This is a genomic window from Streptomyces sp. NPDC001027, assembly GCF_040299045.1.
In the GTDB taxonomy this organism is placed as follows: Bacteria; Actinomycetota; Actinomycetes; order Streptomycetales; family Streptomycetaceae; genus Streptomyces.
Genome location: NZ_JBEPBI010000161.1, coordinates 1 through 17,742 on the forward strand (window position 1 = coordinate 1; position 17,742 = coordinate 17,742).

Sequence of the window (17,742 nt, forward strand, 5' to 3'; positions counted from 1 at the left end):
GGGCGCGCCGAAACGCGCCCCGGGGGCCCAGGAAGCTCCGCGGGCTACTTCTTGTCGCCGCCCTTGCCCTTGTCGTCCCCGCCGCCCGCCATGGACTCGAAGATCTCCTTGCACATGGGGCACACCGGGTACTTCTTCGGGTCGCGACCCGGCACCCAGACCTTGCCGCACAGCGCCACGACGGGCGTCCCGTCGAGGGCGCTCGCCATGATCTTGTCCTTCTGGACGTAGTGGGCGAAGCGCTCGTGGTCCCCGTCGCCGTGCGACACCTGCGGCGTCGGCTCCACGAGGGTCCCCGTCCCCGTGCCTCGCTGGGGCTGGGTCTCAGGCTCAAGAGTGCTCATGGCGCCAAGCGTACTGAAGCCGGGCCGGGATGCTCACGCGCGTCAGTTCAGCGAGGCGTCGTCCGGGTAGGTGGCGACCATCGCGAGGTCGTTGCGCTGGCGGCGCAGCACCTCGCGCCAGAGCCGCTCGGGGGACGGCGAGGAGACGTCGCCGGGCTCGGACTCCACGACGTACCAGGCGCCCTCCACCAGCTCGTCCTCCAGCTGGCCGGGCCCCCAGCCCGCGTACCCGGCGAAGATCCGCAGGGAGCCGAGAGCCGCGGCGAGGAGCTCCGGCGGGGCCTCCAGATCGACCAGGCCGATCGCGCCGTGCACCCGGCGCCAGCCGAGCGGGGCGCCGTCGACGGCCGCGCCGCCCGGGATGACGGCGATGCCGAGGGCCGAGTCGAGGGAGACCGGGCCGCCCTGGAAGACGACGCCGGGTTCGCCCGCGAGCTCCGCCCAGTCCTCCAGGATGTCGCTGACGCCCACCGGGGTGGGCCGGTTGAGGACGACGCCGAGTGAGCCCTCCTCGTCGTGGTCGAGGAGGAGCACCACCGCACGGTCGAAGTTCGGGTCCGCCAGGGCGGGCGTGGCCACGAGCAGCCGCCCTGTGAGCGAGGACACCTCGGTCATGCCAGACATGATCCCGCATCTTCCCGCGCCGTGGGGAGGCAATGCGCGGTGCGCGGGTGCGCGCGAGGGAACGAGGAGGTGCGAGCGGGTGGGACGCTCGTCGAGGCGAGCGGCGGGAGCCGGACGGGCGCACGGACGCGGACCGGGCGCACGGGCCGCGACGACGGACGGCGGTGACCTTCCGTGCCCGGCGGGGAACCGTTCGTGTTGTGACACAGCCATGACGATCCTGAGGCGTCCTCGGGCTTACGGCGCAGGGGCCGACGGCGATTACCCTGTCTCATCTGGCCCTGCCCCCACCCCAACGGCCCTGCCCTGATCCACCATCCATGGAACGCGAGACACATGACCGTCAACGGCTCTGACGACGTACTGCTTGTCCACGGCGGCACCCCGCTCGAGGGCGAGATCCGGGTCCGCGGTGCGAAGAACCTCGTACCCAAGGCCATGGTCGCCGCCCTGCTGGGCAGTGCGCCGAGCCGGCTGCGCAACGTTCCGGACATCCGTGACGTGCGGGTCGTGCGCGGTCTGCTGCAACTGCACGGGGTGACGGTCCGTCCGGGCGAGGAGCCGGGCGAGCTGGTGCTCGACCCGACCTACGTGGAGAGCGCCAACGTCGCCGACATCGACGCCCACGCGGGCTCCAGCCGGATCCCGATCCTGTTCTGCGGCCCTCTGCTGCACCGCCTCGGGCACGCCTTCATCCCGGGCCTCGGCGGCTGCGACATCGGCGGCCGTCCCATCGACTTCCACTTCGACGTGCTGCGGCAGTTCGGCGCGAAGATCGAGAAGCGGGAGGACGGCCAGTACCTGGAGGCCCCGCAGCGGCTGCGCGGCACGAAGATCCGGCTGCCGTACCCGTCGGTCGGCGCGACCGAGCAGGTGCTGCTGACGGCGGTGCTGGCGGAAGGCGTCACCGAGCTCTCGAACGCCGCCGTGGAGCCGGAGATCGAGGACCTCATCTGCGTGCTGCAGAAGATGGGCGCCATCATCGCGATGGACACCGACCGCACCATCCGCATCACCGGCGTGGACAAGCTCGGCGGCTACAACCACGCCGCCCTGTCGGACCGCCTGGAGGCCGCGTCCTGGGCGTCGGCGGCGCTGGCGACCGAGGGCAACATCTACGTCCGCGGGGCCCAGCAGCGCTCGATGATGACGTTCCTGAACACCTACCGCAAGGTCGGCGGCGCCTTCGAGATCGACGACGAGGGCATCCGCTTCTGGCATCCCGGCGGCAACCTGAAGTCCATCGCGCTCGAGACGGACGTGCACCCCGGCTTCCAGACCGACTGGCAGCAGCCGCTGGTCGTCGCCCTCACCCAGGCCACGGGCCTGTCGATCGTCCACGAGACGGTCTACGAGTCCCGGCTGGGCTTCACCTCGGCGCTGAACCAGATGGGCGCCCACATCCAGCTCTACCGCGAGTGCCTCGGCGGCTCCGACTGCCGCTTCGGGCAGCGCAACTTCCTGCACTCCGCGGTCGTGTCGGGCCCCACGAAGCTCCAGGGCGCCGATCTGGTCATCCCCGACCTGCGCGGCGGCTTCTCGTACCTGATCGCCGCCCTCGCGGCCCAGGGCACGTCCCGCGTGCACGGCATCGACCTCATCAACCGCGGCTACGAGAACTTCATGGAGAAGCTGGTGGAGCTCGGCGCGAAGGTGGAGCTGCCGGGCAAGGCCCTCGGCTAGCCCGCCTGCTGTCCGCACACGACGATGGGGCGGCTCCCCCGAGGGGAGCCGCCCCATTCGCGTTGCCGAGCCTCGTACGCGAATCCCGTCGCGTACGCGAAGGCCTACTTGCCCTTGGCGGCTTCCTTGAGCTTGCTGCCCGCGGAGACCTTGACGCTGTAGCCGGCCGGGATCTGGATCGGGTCACCGGTCTGCGGGTTGCGCGCCGTGCGAGCGGCACGGTGGGTGCGCTCGAAGGTCAGGAAGCCGGGGATGGTGACCTTCTCGTCGCCCTTGGCGACGATCTCGCCGACGGTCTCGGCGAACGCGGCCAGAACGGCGTCGGCGTCCTTACGGGTCACCTCGGCGCGGTCGGCCAGCGCGGCCACCAGCTCACTGCGGTTCATGTTGTTACTCCCGTGTTCTTCTTGCCGTTGAGGCGTGCCACGCGGCAGAGCCGCCTGTGGGGCACAGCGAAGTCGTTGTGCTCGCGCCCAGGGACGCATCCTGCCCCTACCTGCGGCGGGAAAGCCAATCCGGCACCCGCTCGGAGTCGTGAGACAACCCTTGGGAGTCACACGAGAGCGCTTGGCTCGGGCGCAACCATAGAGGGCCGTCCACGGCGCGGCGTTCCACGACGCGCCGGTGCGGGGGCCGTCGTGGCGATCGTCACAGACCGCCCGGACCCCCGCGTGCCGCACGGCACAGCCTACAAAGGCTACGAGGCCGACGCCCCGGCGGCCTTGGCGGCCTCGCGCACCGCGCCCGCCACCGCGCCCGCGACCTTGTCGTTGAAGACGCTCGGGATGATGTAGTTCGCGTTGAGCTCGTCCTCGCTCACGACGTCGGCGAGGGCCTTCGCGGCCGCGAGCATCATCTCGGTGTTGACGGTGCGGGACTGCGCGTCCAGCAGGCCGCGGAAGACGCCCGGGAAGACCAGCACGTTGTTGATCTGGTTGGGGAAGTCGGAGCGACCGGTGGCCACGACCGCGGCCGTCAGGCGGGCGACCGCCGGGTCGACCTCGGGGTCGGGGTTCGCGAGCGCGAACACGATCGAGCCCTCGGCCATCGCGGCCACGTCGGCGCCGTCGAGCACGTTCGGGGCGGAGACGCCGATGAAGACGTCGGCGCCGCGCACGGCCTCCTTCAGGGTGCCGGTGAGGCCCTCGGGGTTGGTGTTGTCGGCGATCCAGCACAGCGCCGAGTCGGGGGCCGCGTCGACGAGGTCCGGACGGTCGGCGTGGACCACGCCGTGGATGTCGGCGACGACCGCGTTCTTGACGCCGGCGGCGAGCAGCAGCTTGAGGATGGCCGTGCCGGCCGCGCCCGCGCCGGACATGACCACGCGCACGTCGCCGATGCCCTTGCCCACGACGCGCAGGGCGTTGGTGAGGGAGGCGAGGACGACGATCGCGGTGCCGTGCTGGTCGTCGTGGAAGACGGGGATGTCGAGGGCCTCGCGCAGCCGTGCCTCGATCTCGAAGCAGCGGGGGGCGGAGATGTCCTCGAGGTTGATGCCCGCGAAGCCGGGGGCGATCGCCTTGACGATCTCGACGATGGCGTCGGTGTCCTGGGTGTCCAGGCACAGCGGCCAGGCGTCGATGCCGGCGAACCGCTTGAAGAGGGCCGCCTTGCCCTCCATGACGGGCAGCGCGGCCTTCGGGCCGATGTTGCCGAGGCCCAGCACGGCCGAGCCGTCCGTCACGACCGCAACGGAGTTGCGCTTGATGGTGAGGCGGCGGGCGTCCTCGGGGTTCTCGGCGATCGCCATGCAGACGCGGGCCACGCCCGGCGTGTAGATCATCGAGAGGTCGTCACGGTTGCGGATGGGGTGCTTGGACGCCATCTCGATCTTGCCGCCGAGGTGCATCAGGAACGTACGGTCGGAGACCTTGCCGAGCGTGACGCCCTCGATGCCGCGCAGCTGTTCGACGATCTCGTCGGCGTGGGAGGTGGAGGTGGCGGCGATGGTGACGTCGATGCGGAGCTTCTCGTGGCCGGACGCCGTGACGTCGAGGCCGGTCACCGAGCCTCCGTGGGACTCGACGGCCCCGGTGAGCTGGGAGACCGCGGTGCCGCTCGCGGGCACCTCCAGCCGGACCGTCATCGAGTAGGAGACGCTGGGCGCCGTTGCCATGGCCGACTTCCTCTGCACTGCTGGGTCGCGGGATTGCGGTCCGATCGTCGCACCTACCGACGAGTACGGGAAAGCCGCCCCGAATTGCGATCGTTTTGTTCTCGGTGAGCGCGCGGGCGCGGCCCGGTCCGGGCGCATGAAAGAGGCCCGCATCACGGGTGATGCGGGCCTCTCCCCTCGTTCATGACACCGACCCGCCATGCTCGCCTCGCGGCAAGTGGTCGCTCGTGGCGACGAAGGTTGGGCCCGGGGGCTTGGATCGAGCCGGTGTCACGACCAGGCTAACAAACGGATGCCCGAACGCCATTCCCGTGCGGGCAGTTCACTGCGATCAGTCCCGCAGAAGATCCGGCACTCCCTGCCCGTCCGGCTCGTCCCGCTCCCCGGACACCACCGTGAGCTGCTGCGTCGCCCGGGTGAGGGCGACGTACAGCACCCGCAGGCCGGCCGGCGACTCGTCGGCGATCTCCGCCGGCGAGACGACGACCGTGGCGTCGTACTCCAGGCCCTTGGCCTCCAGGCTGCCGAGCGCCACCACGCGGTCCCCGAGGCCGGCCAGCCAGCGCCTGGCCTCCTCACGGCGGTTCATGGCGACGACGACGCCGACGGTGCCGTCCACGCGTTCCAGGAGCCGCTCGGCCTCCGCGCGGGCCGTCGACGCCAGGGAGCCGCGCGCGGCCGTGAAGCGGGGCACGACACCCGTCGACCTGACCGCCGACGGGGACTCGGCGCCCGGCATGGCCAGCGCCAGCACCCTGGCGGCCAGCTCGGCGATCTCGGCCGGGTTGCGGTAGTTCACCGTCAGCTGGAAGCGGCGGCGGGGGCGGGTGCCGAGGGCCTCGTCGCGGGCCTCGGCGGCCTCGTCGGGGTCGGACCAGGAGGACTGGGCCGGGTCGCCGACGACCGTCCAGGTCGCGTGCCGGCCACGGCGGCCGACCATGCGCCACTGCATCGGTGTGAGGTCCTGCGCCTCGTCGACGATGACGTGCGCGTACTCGGTGCGCTCCTGCGTGAGCCGCTCGGCGCGCTCGCGCTGCGACTCCTCGCGCACCGGCATCAGCTCCTCGAGACCGGTGAGCTGGTCCAGCGGGTCGGCCTCGCGTCTCTTGCGCGGACGGGCCGGGGCGCCGAGGACCGCCTGGAGCTCGTCGAGCATGGCGATGTCGTGCACGGAGAGCCCGTCCCGCTTGAGGGAGCGGGCGACCTTGCGGACCTCGCCGGGGTTGAGGATCCGGCGGGCCCAGCGGCCCAGCCGCCGTTCGTCGGCCATGGCCCCGAGGACGGCCTGCGGGGTCAGCTCGGGCCACCAGGCGTCGAGGAAGGCGATGAAGGCGTCCTCGGTGCTCACGTCCTCGTCGAAGGAGGAGCGCAGCTCCGCGGCGAGCTCCGGGTCGCTGTGCCGGCCGGCCGCGCCGGAGCGCTCCCACAGGGCGTCCAGGAGCAGCTTGCGGGCGCGCGGGCGCAGCAGGTTCACCGGGGCGGTGCCGCTGAGCGCGCTGTGCCGCACACGCTGCAGATCGGCGGCGTCCAGCTCCAGCCGGCGGCCGAAGGCGACGACGCGCAGCCGGCTGGGCGTGCCCGCGGGCGCGGAGGTCTCGTCCGGCTCGTCGGGGTCGTCGAAGCCGAGCTGTGTCTGCCGGGACGCGCCCCGGCCGCCGTCGGCGCCGTTCTCCAGTGCGCCGCGGGCGGCTTTGCGCAGCACCTTCAGCATCCGGTGGGACCCCTTGGCGCGGGCCACCGCCGGGGAGTCGTACAGGGTGGCCTCGGCGCCGTCGACGAGGGAGCCGATGGCGCGGATGGCGACCTGGCCCTCCTCGCCGAGGGAGGGGAGCACGCCCTCGGTGTACGCCACCAGCAGGGGCGTGGGCGAGACGATCAGGATGCCGCCGGAGTACCGGCGCCGGTCCTGGTAGAGCAGGTAGGCGGCCCGGTGCAGCGCGACGGCGGTCTTCCCGGTGCCCGGCCCGCCCTCGACGTAGGTGACGGAGGCGGCGGGGGCGCGGATGACGAGGTCCTGCTCGGCCTGGATGGAGGCGACGATGTCGCGCATGGTGTGGCTGCGGGCCTGGCCGAGGGCGGCCATGAGGGCGCCGTCGCCGATGACGGGCAGTTCGCGGCCGTCCAGGGACGCTCGCAGCTCGGGACGCATCAGGTCGTCCTCGACGCCGAGGACGCGCCGCCCCTTGGAGCGGATGACCCGGCGGCGCACGACCCGCCCCGGGTCGACGGGGGTGGAGCGGTAGAACGGGGCGGCGGCGGGCGCCCGCCAGTCGATGACCAGCGGCGCGTACTCGGAGTCGAGGACGCCGATCCGGCCGATGTGCAGGGTCTCGGCGATGTCGGCCGTGTTGTCGGGGCGGACGGCGCCCTCGGCGGGCTCGACGGCGGTGTAGGCGCCGTCCGGGCCCTTCTTGCCGTCCTTGCCGAGCAGCAGGTCGATCCGCCCGAACAGGAAGTCCTCGAACTCGTTGTTGAGCCGGTTGAGGTGGACGCCGGCCCGGAAGACCTGTGCGTCCCGTTCGGCGAGGGCGCCGGGCGTGCCGACCTGGCCCCGCTGGGCCGCGTCGTTCATGAGGAACTCGGCCTCGTGGATCTTCTCCTCGAGGCGGCGGTACACCCGGTCGAGGTGTACCTGTTCGACGCTGATCTCACGGTCCCGCACCGAATCCCCCACGGAATCCTGCGCGGCTTCGTCGACCGATCCGACCACGGTCTCCTGCTGTGCCTGAGCGGCCACCGGGCCCCCTTCTGACGTGCTGGGCAGCCGTCAACCGTACGCGAAGGGGGCCCGTGAAGCCATGCGCGACTACGCGTCGACCTGGACGAGCTTCTTGCCGTCGAAGGTCATGACCTCGAAGTGGTCGATCTCGTTGGTCTTGAAGGCTGCGCCGCCGGACACGTAGAGCGGGTTCTTGGCCTGTTCGGTCTTGGCTCCGGGGAGGCCGTAGCCCCACTCCGGGACCGACCAGGAGGACACCGTCTCGCGCTCGCCGTTCTTGCCGACGGCGATCAGCGAGCACTTCTCCGGGCCCTTGACGTTCTTCAGCTCTACGCCGATCTCCGTGCCCCACGCCTTCTCGCCCATGGCGACGGTCGCGGAGACCTTGGTGGCGGAGTCGGTCGCGGAGACCCGCTGGGCGAGCGTGTCGAAGGCGTCCTTGGCGGAGTTCGCGGACTTGGTGGAGCCCGCCTGGACGCCCTTGCTCCCGCCGTCGCCGCCGGTCGCGGCCAGCACCGTGAGGGGGCCGCCGATGATCAGCGCGGCCGCGGCCGCCACCAGGAAGAAGGAGCGGCGGCGCTTGAGCGCGCGACGCTCGGAGATCTCGTCGACCAGCCGCTCGGCGAGACGCGGGCTGGGGCGGGCGGACAGGGAGTCGCCGATCGCCGGGGTGCCGGAGCCGGGCAGGTCCGCGAGCGCGGCCAGCATCGGTTCCATCCCGGCCAGCTCGTCGAGCTGCTGGGCGCACCATTCGCAGCCCGCGAGATGGGCTTCGAAGGCGGTCGCCTCGGCGTCGTCGAGGATGCCGAGGGCGTAGGCGCCGACGGTCTCGTGTTCGCTCGGGCTCGGAGATCCCACAGATCCCTGCATGGGGCCAGACATACCCGGCCCACCTGCTCCGAACCCCCCGTAAATGCTCATCACGCCGTCACCCCCCGCTCCTCCAGAGCCAGCTTCATCGACCGCAGGGCGTAGAACACCCTGGAGCGCACGGTGCCGCTGGGTATGCCGAGCGTCTCGGCCGCCTCGTTGACGGTACGCCCCTTGAAGTACGTCTCGACGAGCACCTCCCGGTGGGCCGGGGTCAGGTCGTCGAGCGCGTCGGACAGCGTCATCAGCCACAGCGCCTTGTCGATCTCGTCCTCCGCAGGAATGACCTCCAGCGGCGACGGGTCGACCTCCTGCGGCCGGGCCTGCCGGCTGCGGTGGCCGTCGATGACGATGCGGCGAGCGACCGTCACCAGCCAGGGGCGTACCGATCCGGTCGCCCGATTGAGCTGACCGGCGTTCTTCCAGGCACGGATGAGCGTCTCCTGCACGACGTCCTCGGCACGCTGCCGATCTCCGGCAACCAGGCGCAGGACATACGCAAGCAGGGGTCCGGCATGCTCCCGATACAGAGCACGCATCAGCTCCTCGTCAGGTTCCGAGGGCTGGGACATGCGATGTCGGGCCCTCGATCCACGTTCATTGGCCACGGCCGCATCCTTGCGCACGCCCACCTCCGGTGTCCGGGGGATCCCCCCTTCGGTCGCTCGACGACGGGTACGCAGGGGGGGTGTTGAGCGTTCAAACCGTGGGGACAGTTTTCTCCGGGGTGTCATGACGAGGGGGACATGGCGGCACATTCCCACCTTCTTTTCTTTACAAATCCGCCACACCGACAAGATCGCGCCGACTGCCCGCCGACCGCGGCGAGTAAACGGTGTGTAATCGAAATCACTTCGAAGACCGCCAGGCCGCGGGTCCACGAAAGCCGCATACCCGACAGGGCAGTTGGCGGACGGTCACCCGGAGTGCGCCCGGCGCCGCCTCCCACGGGCGCCCGCAGGGCTGCCCGACGGGCGCCCGACGGACCCTCAGGCGCGCGCGAGCGCGGCGCGCCGACGATGCCGCGCGACCCGTTCCCGGTTTCCGCAGACCTCGCTCGAGCACCAGCGCCGGCGGCGCCCCCGGGAGGTGTCGACGTACACGATGGGGCAGTTGTCCCCCGCGCACTGCCGCAGCGCGGCCAGGGCGACCGGATCGGTGAGCAGCTCCACCGCGTCCAGGGCGACCGCAGCGAGCAGCGCGGCGCAGCCGGGCGGTCGCTCCAACTCGCGCACCAGCGCGCCGTCCTCGCCGGGCACCGCGCGCGGGACGGGCGGCGCGACCCGGGCGGCGGCGTTGACCCGGGCGAGCGCGGGGTCGTGAAGGGCGGCGACGGTGTGATCGAGCCACCCGTGCACCAACTGTCCTATATTGCGGCGCAGTTCCCGGAAGGCCGGCGGCCACGACGGGTCGGCGTGGCTCAGCGGGGTGCCCGGCGGGACGAGTCCGCAGCCGCGGATCCACGCGCACAACGGCGCGACGCCGTCGAGATGTTCCTGGGGATGACTGGTCGCCAGCAGGTCGAGACAACACCGCCCGGCGTCGAACCGCAGCTCGTGGAAGTCCGTGACCGTCCCCAGTGCCATGCGCCACCGCCTTGGGCGTGCTCCCGGAAGAACCCTTCCCCTCACAGTGCCAGCGCGGAAGGCCGATAACCAGCCCGTCCGGGGCGGCTCCCCGGGGCGGTTGCGGCCCCGGGGCGGGCAAACCGCTCAGACGTCCGCGTACTTGGCGTCCGCGGCCGGATCGAGCGCCAGCCGATACCCGCGCTTCACCACCGTCTGGATCAGCTTGGGCGCGCCGAGAGCCGTCCGCAGCCGGGCCATCGCCGTCTCGACGGCGTGCTCGTCCCGTCCGGCCCCGGGCAGCGCCCGCAGCAGATCGGACCGCGGCACCACCCACCCCGGCCGCCGCGAGAGCGCCCGCAGCAGCGACATCCCGGCCGGCGGCACCGGCCGCAGCGCCCCGTCCACCAGCACCGCGTGGCCCCGGATCTCCACCCGGTGACCGGCGAGCGGCAGCGCCCGGGCCCGGGTCGGCAGCTCCTGGCAGAGCAGCTGCACGAGCGGCCCGAGCCGGAACCGCTCCGGCTGGACGGTGTCCACGCCGCGCGCCTGCAGCGGAAGCGCGGTGACGGGGCCGACACAGGCCGGCAGCACGTCGTGGTGCAGGGCGGTGAGCAGGTCGGACAGCAGCCCGCGCTCCTCCGCCCGAGAGAACAGCGAGACGGCCGCGGGCGCGCTGGTGAAGGTGATCGCGTCCAGCCCGCGCGTGACGGCGGCGTCGATGAGCCGGTCGAGCGGCGAGATGTCCTCCGGCGGCATCCACCGGTAGACGGGCACCCCCACCACCTCGGCGCCCGCCGCGCGCAGCGACTCCACGAACCCGGGCAGCGGTTCGCCGTGCAGCTGGACGGCGACCCGGCGCCCCTCGACGCCCTCCTCAAGGAGCCGGTCGAGGACCTCGGCCATGGACTCGCTGGACGGCGACCACGCCTCCGTCAGACCGGCGGCCCGGACGGCGCCCTTCACCTTCGGACCGCGGGCGAGCAGCTCCACCCCGCCCAGCCGGGCGAGCAGCTGCTCGCCGAGTCCCCAGCCGTCGGCGGCCTCGACCCAGCCGCGGAAGCCGATGGCGGTGGTGGCGACCACGACGTCGGGCGCCTGGTCGATGAGCTCCTTGGTCGCGGCGAGCAGCTCGCCGTCGTCGGCGAGCGGCACGATCCGCAGGGCGGGCGCGTGCAGCACCGCCGCCCCGCGCCGCTGGAGCAGCGCGCCGAGCTCCTCGGCCCGGCGCGCGGCCGTCACGCCCACGGTGAAGCCCGCGAGAGGCCCGTGTTCGACGGCGCCCGGATGGGCGGTGGCCGGTTGTTGCTGTTCCTGGTGCATAGCTCTCGTCCCGCAGTCACGTCGCGTCTGACCTACATGCCGACGAGCCTGTCAACGGTGCGTGACAGGCTCGGTTCGGCTTCATGTCGCCCGTGTTACGTCACACCTCGGCATAGCTGAGCTGCGGCTTCGCCTCGGATGCCGAGCCGGTGGCGGTGACCCGGCCGGCCGGACGGCGAAGGTATACGGCCCAGGTGACCGCGAAGCAGGCGGCGTAGAAGGCGAGGAAGGCCACGAAGGCGCCGGTCCCGGAGCCGTAGGAGAGGAACGACTGCCGGAAGGCCAGGTTGATGCCGACGCCGCCGAGCGCGCCGACCGCGCCGATGAGCCCCATGGAGGCGCCGGACAGCCGCCGGCCGTAGGCGGCCGCGGCCTCGCCCTGCAGGCCCTTCGCGACGGCCTTGGCCTGGAAGATGCCGGGGATCATCTTGTACGTCGACCCGTTGCCGAGGCCGCTGAGCACGAACAGCACCACGAAGGCGGTGACGAAGAGTCCGAGCGACTTCTGCATGCTGGCGAAGACCAGGACGCCGGTCGCGGCGGCCATGCCGACGTAGTTGTAGAGCGTGATCCTCGCGCCGCCGTACTTGTCGGCCAGCCAGCCGCCGACCGGGCGGATCAGCGAGCCGAGCAGCGGGCCGATGAAGGTGAGGTAGGCCGCCTGGAGGGGCGTCCGGCCGAACTGGTTCGTCAGGACCTGCCCGAAGGCGAAGCTGTAGCCGATGAACGACCCGAACGTGCCGACGTACAGGAAGGACATGATCCAGGTGTGGGCGTCCTTCGCGGAGTCGATCGCGGCGCCGGTGTCGTTCTTCACGGACGCCAGGTTGTCCATGAACAGGGCGGCCAGCGTCGCGGCGATCACGATCAGCGGGATGTAGATCCCGAGCAGCACGCGCGGGCCGCCGCTCGCGCCGATGACGGCGAGACCGATCAGCTGGAGGACCGGCACGCCGATGTTGCCGCCGCCCGCGTTGAGCCCGAGCGCCCAGCCCTTCTTCCGCAGCGGGAAGAAGGCGTTGATGTTGGTCATGGAGGAGGCGAAGTTGCCGCCGCCGATGCCCGCGATCAGGCCGACCAGCAGGAAGGTGTTGAAGGAGGTCCCCGGCTCCATCACCGTGAAGGCGGCGACGGTGGGGACGAGCAGCAGGCCGGCGGAGACGATCGTCCAGTTCCGGCCGCCGAAGATCGCGACGGCGAAGGTGTACGGCACCCGCACCACCGCTCCGACCAGCGTCACCATCGACGTCAGCAGGAACTTGTCGGCGGGGGTGAGGCCGTACTCCGGGCCCATGAAGAGCACCAGCACGGACCACATGGTCCAGATCGAGAACCCGATGTGCTCGGAGAGGACGGAGAAGACGAGATTGCGGCGGGCGATCTTCTCGCCCTTCTCGTTCCAGAAGGCCTCGTTCTCGGGGTCCCACTCCTCGATCCAGCGGCTCCCCTTCTTGGCGGGGGACGGCGGTGCGGGGGCTGTACTCGGGGCTGTCATGACGCCTCCACGTGCTCCGGGCTCGGGTGGTCCGGGGGATGAGCGGTGATGAGTCCCGAAGGTAGGGAGGGCGCGTTTCCGGGCTGTGGCTGTGGGTGACCGGAAAGGAACGTTGCTCTCACCTTGCCCGGACGACCGGTGAGAGGTCGCGAAACGAGCTCAGTCCTGGGACGGCCGACTGTAGGGGGCGGGCGGCTGGGACTGCGGGTAGGGCGGGACATGGGGGGCCTGGGGGGCCTGGGAGGAGTACGGGTACTGCTGGGGCTGAGGGTACGACTGGGGGTCAGGGTACGGCTCAGGAGCGGGCTGGTGCTGGGAGTGGGGCGGGTGCTGCCCGGAAGGGCCGGACTGGGGCTGGGGCTGGGGCTGGTCGTACGGGCCCGGCTGGACGTAGGGGCCCGGCTGGGCGTACGGGTCCGGCTGCTGGTGGGGGTTCTGGTACGGCTGCGGCTCCTGGTAGGCCGTCGGCTGGTACGGCGTCGGCTGGTACGGCTGTTGCGGGTAGCCGTAGCCGGGGGCGGCCGCCGGGGCGGCGCCGTACGGACCGTACGGGGGCTGGGCCGGGGGCGCCGCCGACGTCTGGGCCGGGGCTTGGGCGGGCGCGTGGGCCGGGGCGTGGACGGGCGCCTGGGGCGGGAGTGCGCCGCCGTACGGGTTCGCGCCGGGACCGGCCGCCGCTCCCGCCCCCGTTCCCGGGGGCAGGTATCGCAGGCGGCCCGTCGCGTCGGTCACCGGGGTGAAGCCGGCGGCCTTCAGCCGGGCGCCGGATGCGGCGTTGCGACGCCGGTTGACGGCGAACCCGGCGCCGCAGACGGCCATCAGGACGACCCAGACGGCGGCGGCGACGCCGAAGTCGGCGCCCGTGGCCCCGAGCCGTATCCCGAGGACCGCGCAGCCCGCGGTGGCGCCCAGCGCGCCGTACCCCATCCGCTTGTCGGCCTGCCTGCCGGTGAGGTCGAAGGTGATGCGGGTCCTGAGGAGTTCGAAGGCGTCCGGGACCAGCGGCGGCAGGGAGAAGCCGTCGTGCGCGTTCGGGTACTGCGCCCAGTTCTGCGCGGCACGCGCGCGTGCCTGCGGGCTGGGATCGGGGACGATCAGCAGCTTCAGCGCGTTGCCCTGGGAGCCGCCGTGCCCGGCGTCCGCGTACTCGTATCCGAACTGCTGGGCCACGAAGGCGAGCCGGGCCAGCTTCTTCACCGAGGCCAGCGGGCTGGTGACCTCGACGGGCCCGCCTCCCGCCATCGACTTCAGCATGCTTCTCATCTGCCGCTTGCTCACCGGCACTCACTCCCCCACCAGCCGAACGGCTGTTCACTCGCGCAACGCGGGCAGTCTTCCACACGCCCGCGGCCCCGGTGATCGCCAGCCGACCCGCTTGACCTGCCCCTCACCCCCGCCCGGCGACCGGGCAGGGGCGGCAGACGCCTCCGGTCACGCGCGGTGCGCGCCGACGCGTCCGTCCGGCCACAGTCGGGGCCTGCGGCGGGCCGCCAGGTCCTCGACCCAGCCGAAGCAGACGACGCAGACCGCCGTGAGGAGCCAGACGAACGGCAGTTGGGGCCATGGGCTCACCAGGACCCAGTGGGCGTCGGCCTCCAGCCACGGGACGGCCCACAGCCGGTCCCACAGGGCCTCGACGACGCCGATGCACACGTTGTGCCAGAGATAGATCGTCACCGCACGGGAGTTGAGCAGCGTGATCACCCGGTCCCAGCGGCGCAGCCGGGCCGGCCACTCCGTCCAGGACGGGCTGAGGTGCAGGAGCAGCAGCACCGCGGCGAAGGACCACAGGGACTGCGCGAACGGCATGTCGTCGAGGTCGTGGCCCTCCGTGAGGTGGTGGCCCAGGGCGTACCAGAGACCGGTCGCCGCCACCGCCGGGGCCAGGGACGGCACCACATAGCGGGGCAGGCGGCGCAGCAGGCCCTCCTGGTGCGCCATGCCCAGCAGCCAGCACGCGCCGAACGTGCCGAGGTCGGTGAGGCCGGCCTGCAGCCGCCAGCCGGGCAGCGAGAGGGCGCCGAACTCCAGCGCGGCGGAGAGCGCGAGCGGCGCGAGAACCGTCGGCCAGGGCAGCCGGCGCAGGGCGCGCAGCAGCAGCGGGGAGAGCAGGACGAACCAGAGGTAGGCGCGGAGGTACCACAGGGGCACACCCATGTCGGTGGCCCAGTCGTCGCCGATCAGGCCCTGCACGCCCGGCAGGGAATCGCCGTACGGCGGGTCGCTCAGCGGGAGGATCCAGTACGCGAGATGCAGCCACCACCAGCCGGGGCGCCCCTCCTCGTCCGGGCCCCACCCCGCGGCCAGCATGCCCGTCACTCCGACGGCGCCCAGCAGCCACAGCGGCGGCAGCAGCCGGCGCATGCGTCCGCGTACGACCTCCAGCGCGGGGCGCCGGGCGAGCGAGCGGGCCATCAGATTGCCGGCGAGCGCGAACATCACGCCCATCGAGGGGAACACGACGGGGAGCCAGGCCCAGCCCATCAGGTGGTACAGGACGACGCGGAACAGGGCGATCGCCCGGAGGAGGTCGAAGTAGCGGTCGCGTCCGCCGCTCTTCTTCCTCGTCTCCGGACCCGCGGTCGCACCCGACTGCCCGGACAGCCCGGTCGACTCGGACAGCCCGGTGGGTTCGGTCGACTCGCTCGGTTCGGTCGACTCGGTCAGTCGGGGCAACCGCGCGGTGCTGTCCACCGAACGGCCGTGCGCCGCCCGACCCTCCGCCGCCCGGCCGCTCGACTCCGTCCTCGGCTCGGTGCTCATCCGACCGCACCTCCGTCCAGGCTCGGGGCCGGCGTCGCCGCGCCCGGCGGGGCGGCCACCTGTCCCTTGCGGCGCAGCTTCTGCCAGCGCAGCCGGCCGCCGGTGAGCGCGGTGATCCAGGACTGGAGGAGCACGATGTACATCAGCTGGCGGTACAGCAGCTGCTGGAGCGGGAGGGAGATCAGCGGGGTGAGCCGCTCGCGGTCGAGGACGAACGCGTAGGCCGCGCAGCCCGCCTGGACGGCGAGCACGGCGAACCAGGCCGCGATCGTCTGGCCGGTCGGACCGAAGAGCAGGCCGTAGACGAGGAACAGGTCGATGAGGGGCGCGAGGAGCGGGGCGACGACCATGAAGAGGGACACGAGCGGGAGGCCCACCCGCCCGAACCGGCCCGAGGGTCCGCGCTCGACGAGCGCGCGGCGGTGCTTCCAGATCGCCTGCATCGTGCCGTAGCACCAGCGGTAGCGCTGCGACCACAGCTGCTGGACGGACTCCGGGGCCTCGGTCCAGGCGCGCGCCTTCTCCGCGTACACGACGTGCCAGCCGTCCCGGTGGATGGCCATGGTGATGTCGGTGTCCTCGGCGAGGGTGTCGTCGCTCATGCCGCCGACGCGGTCGAGCGCGCTGCGGCGGAACGCCCCGACGGCTCCGGGGATGGTGGGCATGCAGCGCAGGACGTCGTACATGCGGCGGTCGAGGTTGAAGCCCATCACGTACTCGATGTGCTGCCAGGCGCCGATGAGGGTGTCCTTGTTGCCGACCTTGGCGTTGCCGGCGACCGCGCCGACCTTCGGGTCGGCGAACGGCTGGACGAGCTCACGGACCGTGGACGGCTCGAAGACCGTGTCGCCGTCCATCATGACGATGAGGTCGTGCCGGGCGTTGGCGATGCCCCGGTTGAGGGCGGCCGGTTTGCCCGCGTTGAGCTGGCGCACGACGCGGACGCCGGGCAGGCGCAGGTCCTCGACGATGCGGGCGGTGCCGTCGCTGGAGCCGTCGTCGACCACCAGGATCTCGATCGGGTGCTCGCTCTTCATCAGCGAACGCACCGTGTTCTCGATGCACTTGGCCTCGTTGTAGGCCGGGACGAGCACCGAGGCCGGTTCGGTGACGGGCGCGTCGGGACCCCAGGTGAAGCCCCGGCGGCGGGTGCGGCGGGTGTGGATCGCCGAGAGCAGCAGCATCAGGCCGAAGCGGGCGAAGACGAGGACGCCGATGACGGCGAGACCGACGACCAGGACGGCGGTGATGTCGTCGGAGGCTCCGACCAGGAAGACCCAGGCCTTGCCCTTCCACAGGTCGGTCCCGGTGACCGGGGTGTGCGCGCTGGGCGCCTGGAGGGCTTCGGTGAGGTTCTCGAACTCGTAGCCCTTCCGCATGAGTTCGGGGAGGTAGACGTCGAGGGCCTGGACGGTCTGCAGGCGGTCGCCGCCGGAGTCGTGCATGAGCACGATGGCGCCCTTGCCGCCCTTGGGCGTGGCGTTGCGGATGATCTGCCGCACGCCCGGCCGCTGCCAGTCCTCGCTGTCGGCGGTCGTGAAGACGGTGAGGTAGCCGCGCGTTCCGACATAGCGGGTGACCGGCCAGGAGGCGTCGTCGAGAGCGTCCACGCTCGAGGAGTACGGCGGCCGGAAGAGCGACGTCCGGATGCCGGCGGCGCCCGCCAGGGCCAGCTGGTTCTGGGTGAGCTCCCAGTCGATGCGCTTCGTCGACTGGTAGGAGAGGTCGGGGTGGTTGAAGGTGTGCAGGCCGATCTCGTGGCCCTCGTCCACCATCCGCCGGACCAGGTCGGGGTACCGGGAGGCCATGGTGCCGGTGATGAAGAAGACGGCGTGCACGCGGTGCTTCTTCAGGACGTCGAGGACCCTGGGGGTCCAGGCGGGGTCGGGCCCGTCGTCGAAGGTCAGCACGATCCGGTGGTCCGGCACCTGCAGGCTGGTCTCCTGTCCGCCGCGGGTGTCGACGACCGGACCGCCGTCGAGGATCTTCTCGGGCACCGTGCCTGCGGCGGCGTCGGGGCGGATGCGGTGGTCGGCGAGGATCTCGCTGTGCACATAGCCGCGCAGCATCAGCATCGCCATCAGCGCGACGAGCACGAGCAGCGGCAGCAGGCGGCGCAGCCTGAGGGGAGGCATCAGACGGCGATTCCCCGGTCCTGGAGCTCCTCCTCGCTCATCCCGTCGACGCCGAACGGCGCGAAGCCCACGAGCAGCAGTCCGCCCAGCGCCGCCGTGAGGACC

14 protein-coding genes are annotated in these 17,742 nt (G+C 72.0%); 1 reads left to right on the plus strand and 13 read right to left on the minus strand.

Annotation, left to right across the window (positions count from 1 at the left end; genetic code table 11):
- Window positions 1–44: 44 nt before the first annotated feature.
- Both ABT300_RS30860 and ABT300_RS30865 read right to left on the minus strand, forming a co-directional pair.
- The gene (locus ABT300_RS30860; protein WP_069773379.1) at window positions 45–344 is read right to left on the minus strand and encodes a DUF3039 domain-containing protein; all 300 of its coding nucleotides are present in this window, start codon (window positions 342–344) and stop codon (window positions 45–47) included.
- 42 nt (window positions 345–386) lie between these two features.
- The gene (locus ABT300_RS30865; RefSeq protein WP_306951992.1) at window positions 387–959 is read right to left on the minus strand and encodes a YqgE/AlgH family protein; all 573 of its coding nucleotides are present in this window, start codon (window positions 957–959) and stop codon (window positions 387–389) included.
- Between the two features lie 345 nt (window positions 960–1,304).
- On the opposite strand from ABT300_RS30865, the gene murA reads away from it, so the two are divergent.
- A complete protein-coding gene (gene murA, locus ABT300_RS30870; RefSeq protein ID WP_351682540.1) occupies window positions 1,305–2,651 on the plus strand; it encodes a UDP-N-acetylglucosamine 1-carboxyvinyltransferase in 1,347 nt (448 codons plus the stop codon).
- Between the two features lie 104 nt (window positions 2,652–2,755).
- On the opposite strand, the gene ABT300_RS30875 is transcribed toward murA, so the two are convergent.
- The 11 genes from ABT300_RS30875 to ABT300_RS30925 all read right to left on the minus strand — a co-directional run bounded on the left by ABT300_RS30875 (window position 2,756) and on the right by ABT300_RS30925 (window position 17,637).
- A complete protein-coding gene (locus ABT300_RS30875; RefSeq protein ID WP_007382399.1) occupies window positions 2,756–3,037 on the minus strand; it encodes an HU family DNA-binding protein in 282 nt (93 codons plus the stop codon).
- 311 nt (window positions 3,038–3,348) lie between these two features.
- Window positions 3,349–4,767 carry an NAD-dependent malic enzyme gene (locus ABT300_RS30880; RefSeq protein WP_351682543.1) on the minus strand — a complete coding sequence of 473 codons (1,419 nt, stop codon included), beginning with the start codon at window positions 4,765–4,767 and terminating at the stop codon, window positions 3,349–3,351.
- Window positions 4,768–5,098: 331 nt separating this feature from the next.
- Window positions 5,099–7,504 (minus strand): HelD family protein, encoded by a 2,406-nt coding sequence (locus tag ABT300_RS30885; protein ID WP_351682546.1) that lies wholly within the window; start codon window positions 7,502–7,504, stop codon window positions 5,099–5,101.
- A 69-nt stretch (window positions 7,505–7,573) separates the two neighbouring features.
- Window positions 7,574–8,407: an anti-sigma factor family protein gene (locus tag ABT300_RS30890; RefSeq protein WP_319280709.1), complete on the minus strand. Its 834-nt coding sequence runs from the start codon at window positions 8,405–8,407 to the stop codon at window positions 7,574–7,576.
- Window positions 8,407–8,928: a sigma-70 family RNA polymerase sigma factor gene (locus tag ABT300_RS30895; RefSeq protein ID WP_010039908.1), complete on the minus strand. Its 522-nt coding sequence runs from the start codon at window positions 8,926–8,928 to the stop codon at window positions 8,407–8,409. Before ABT300_RS30895 ends, ABT300_RS30890 begins: the two co-directional genes overlap by 1 nt.
- 417 nt (window positions 8,929–9,345) lie before the next feature.
- Window positions 9,346–9,942, minus strand: a complete 597-nt coding sequence (locus ABT300_RS30900) for a CGNR zinc finger domain-containing protein (RefSeq protein ID WP_351682548.1) — start codon at window positions 9,940–9,942, stop codon at window positions 9,346–9,348.
- A 126-nt stretch (window positions 9,943–10,068) separates the two neighbouring features.
- Window positions 10,069–11,244 (minus strand): uroporphyrinogen-III synthase, encoded by a 1,176-nt coding sequence (locus ABT300_RS30905; RefSeq protein WP_351682551.1) that lies wholly within the window; start codon window positions 11,242–11,244, stop codon window positions 10,069–10,071.
- Between the two features lie 100 nt (window positions 11,245–11,344).
- Entirely contained in the window at window positions 11,345–12,739 is a 1,395-nt protein-coding gene (locus ABT300_RS30910) for a nitrate/nitrite transporter (protein WP_351682554.1), read from the minus strand.
- 159 nt (window positions 12,740–12,898) lie between these two features.
- Window positions 12,899–14,002, minus strand: a complete 1,104-nt coding sequence (locus ABT300_RS30915; protein ID WP_351682556.1) for a hypothetical protein — start codon at window positions 14,000–14,002, stop codon at window positions 12,899–12,901.
- Between the two features lie 168 nt (window positions 14,003–14,170).
- A complete protein-coding gene (locus tag ABT300_RS30920) occupies window positions 14,171–15,502 on the minus strand; it encodes an acyltransferase family protein (RefSeq protein ID WP_351682558.1) in 1,332 nt (443 codons plus the stop codon).
- Window positions 15,499–17,637 carry a bifunctional polysaccharide deacetylase/glycosyltransferase family 2 protein gene (locus ABT300_RS30925; RefSeq protein ID WP_351682560.1) on the minus strand — a complete coding sequence of 713 codons (2,139 nt, stop codon included), beginning with the start codon at window positions 17,635–17,637 and terminating at the stop codon, window positions 15,499–15,501. The genes ABT300_RS30920 and ABT300_RS30925 overlap by 4 nt, the downstream gene beginning before the upstream one ends.
- Window positions 17,638–17,742: the final 105 nt, after the last annotated feature.

What these genes read in the sequence shown, in the direction of transcription:
- ABT300_RS30890 (WP_319280709.1), bottom strand. Translation starts at nt 8,407, where the DNA reads ATGAGCATTTACGGGGGGTTCGGAGCAGGTGGGCCGGGTATGTCTGGC.
- ABT300_RS30880 (WP_351682543.1), bottom strand. Translation starts at nt 4,767, where the DNA reads ATGGCAACGGCGCCCAGCGTCTCCTACTCGATGACGGTCCGGCTGGAG.
- ABT300_RS30860 (WP_069773379.1), bottom strand. Translation starts at nt 344, where the DNA reads ATGAGCACTCTTGAGCCTGAGACCCAGCCCCAGCGAGGCACGGGGACG.
- ABT300_RS30920 (WP_351682558.1), bottom strand. Translation starts at nt 15,502, where the DNA reads ATGAGCACCGAGCCGAGGACGGAGTCGAGCGGCCGGGCGGCGGAGGGT.
- ABT300_RS30925 (WP_351682560.1), bottom strand. Translation starts at nt 17,637, where the DNA reads ATGCCTCCCCTCAGGCTGCGCCGCCTGCTGCCGCTGCTCGTGCTCGTC.
- ABT300_RS30910 (WP_351682554.1), bottom strand. Translation starts at nt 12,739, where the DNA reads ATGACAGCCCCGAGTACAGCCCCCGCACCGCCGTCCCCCGCCAAGAAG.
- ABT300_RS30900 (WP_351682548.1), bottom strand. Translation starts at nt 9,942, where the DNA reads ATGGCACTGGGGACGGTCACGGACTTCCACGAGCTGCGGTTCGACGCC.
- ABT300_RS30895 (WP_010039908.1), bottom strand. Translation starts at nt 8,928, where the DNA reads ATGTCCCAGCCCTCGGAACCTGACGAGGAGCTGATGCGTGCTCTGTAT.
- ABT300_RS30915 (WP_351682556.1), bottom strand. Translation starts at nt 14,002, where the DNA reads ATGAGAAGCATGCTGAAGTCGATGGCGGGAGGCGGGCCCGTCGAGGTC.
- murA (WP_351682540.1), top strand. Translation starts at nt 1,305, where the DNA reads ATGACCGTCAACGGCTCTGACGACGTACTGCTTGTCCACGGCGGCACC.
- ABT300_RS30875 (WP_007382399.1), bottom strand. Translation starts at nt 3,037, where the DNA reads ATGAACCGCAGTGAGCTGGTGGCCGCGCTGGCCGACCGCGCCGAGGTG.
- ABT300_RS30905 (WP_351682551.1), bottom strand. Translation starts at nt 11,244, where the DNA reads ATGCACCAGGAACAGCAACAACCGGCCACCGCCCATCCGGGCGCCGTC.
- ABT300_RS30865 (WP_306951992.1), bottom strand. Translation starts at nt 959, where the DNA reads ATGACCGAGGTGTCCTCGCTCACAGGGCGGCTGCTCGTGGCCACGCCC.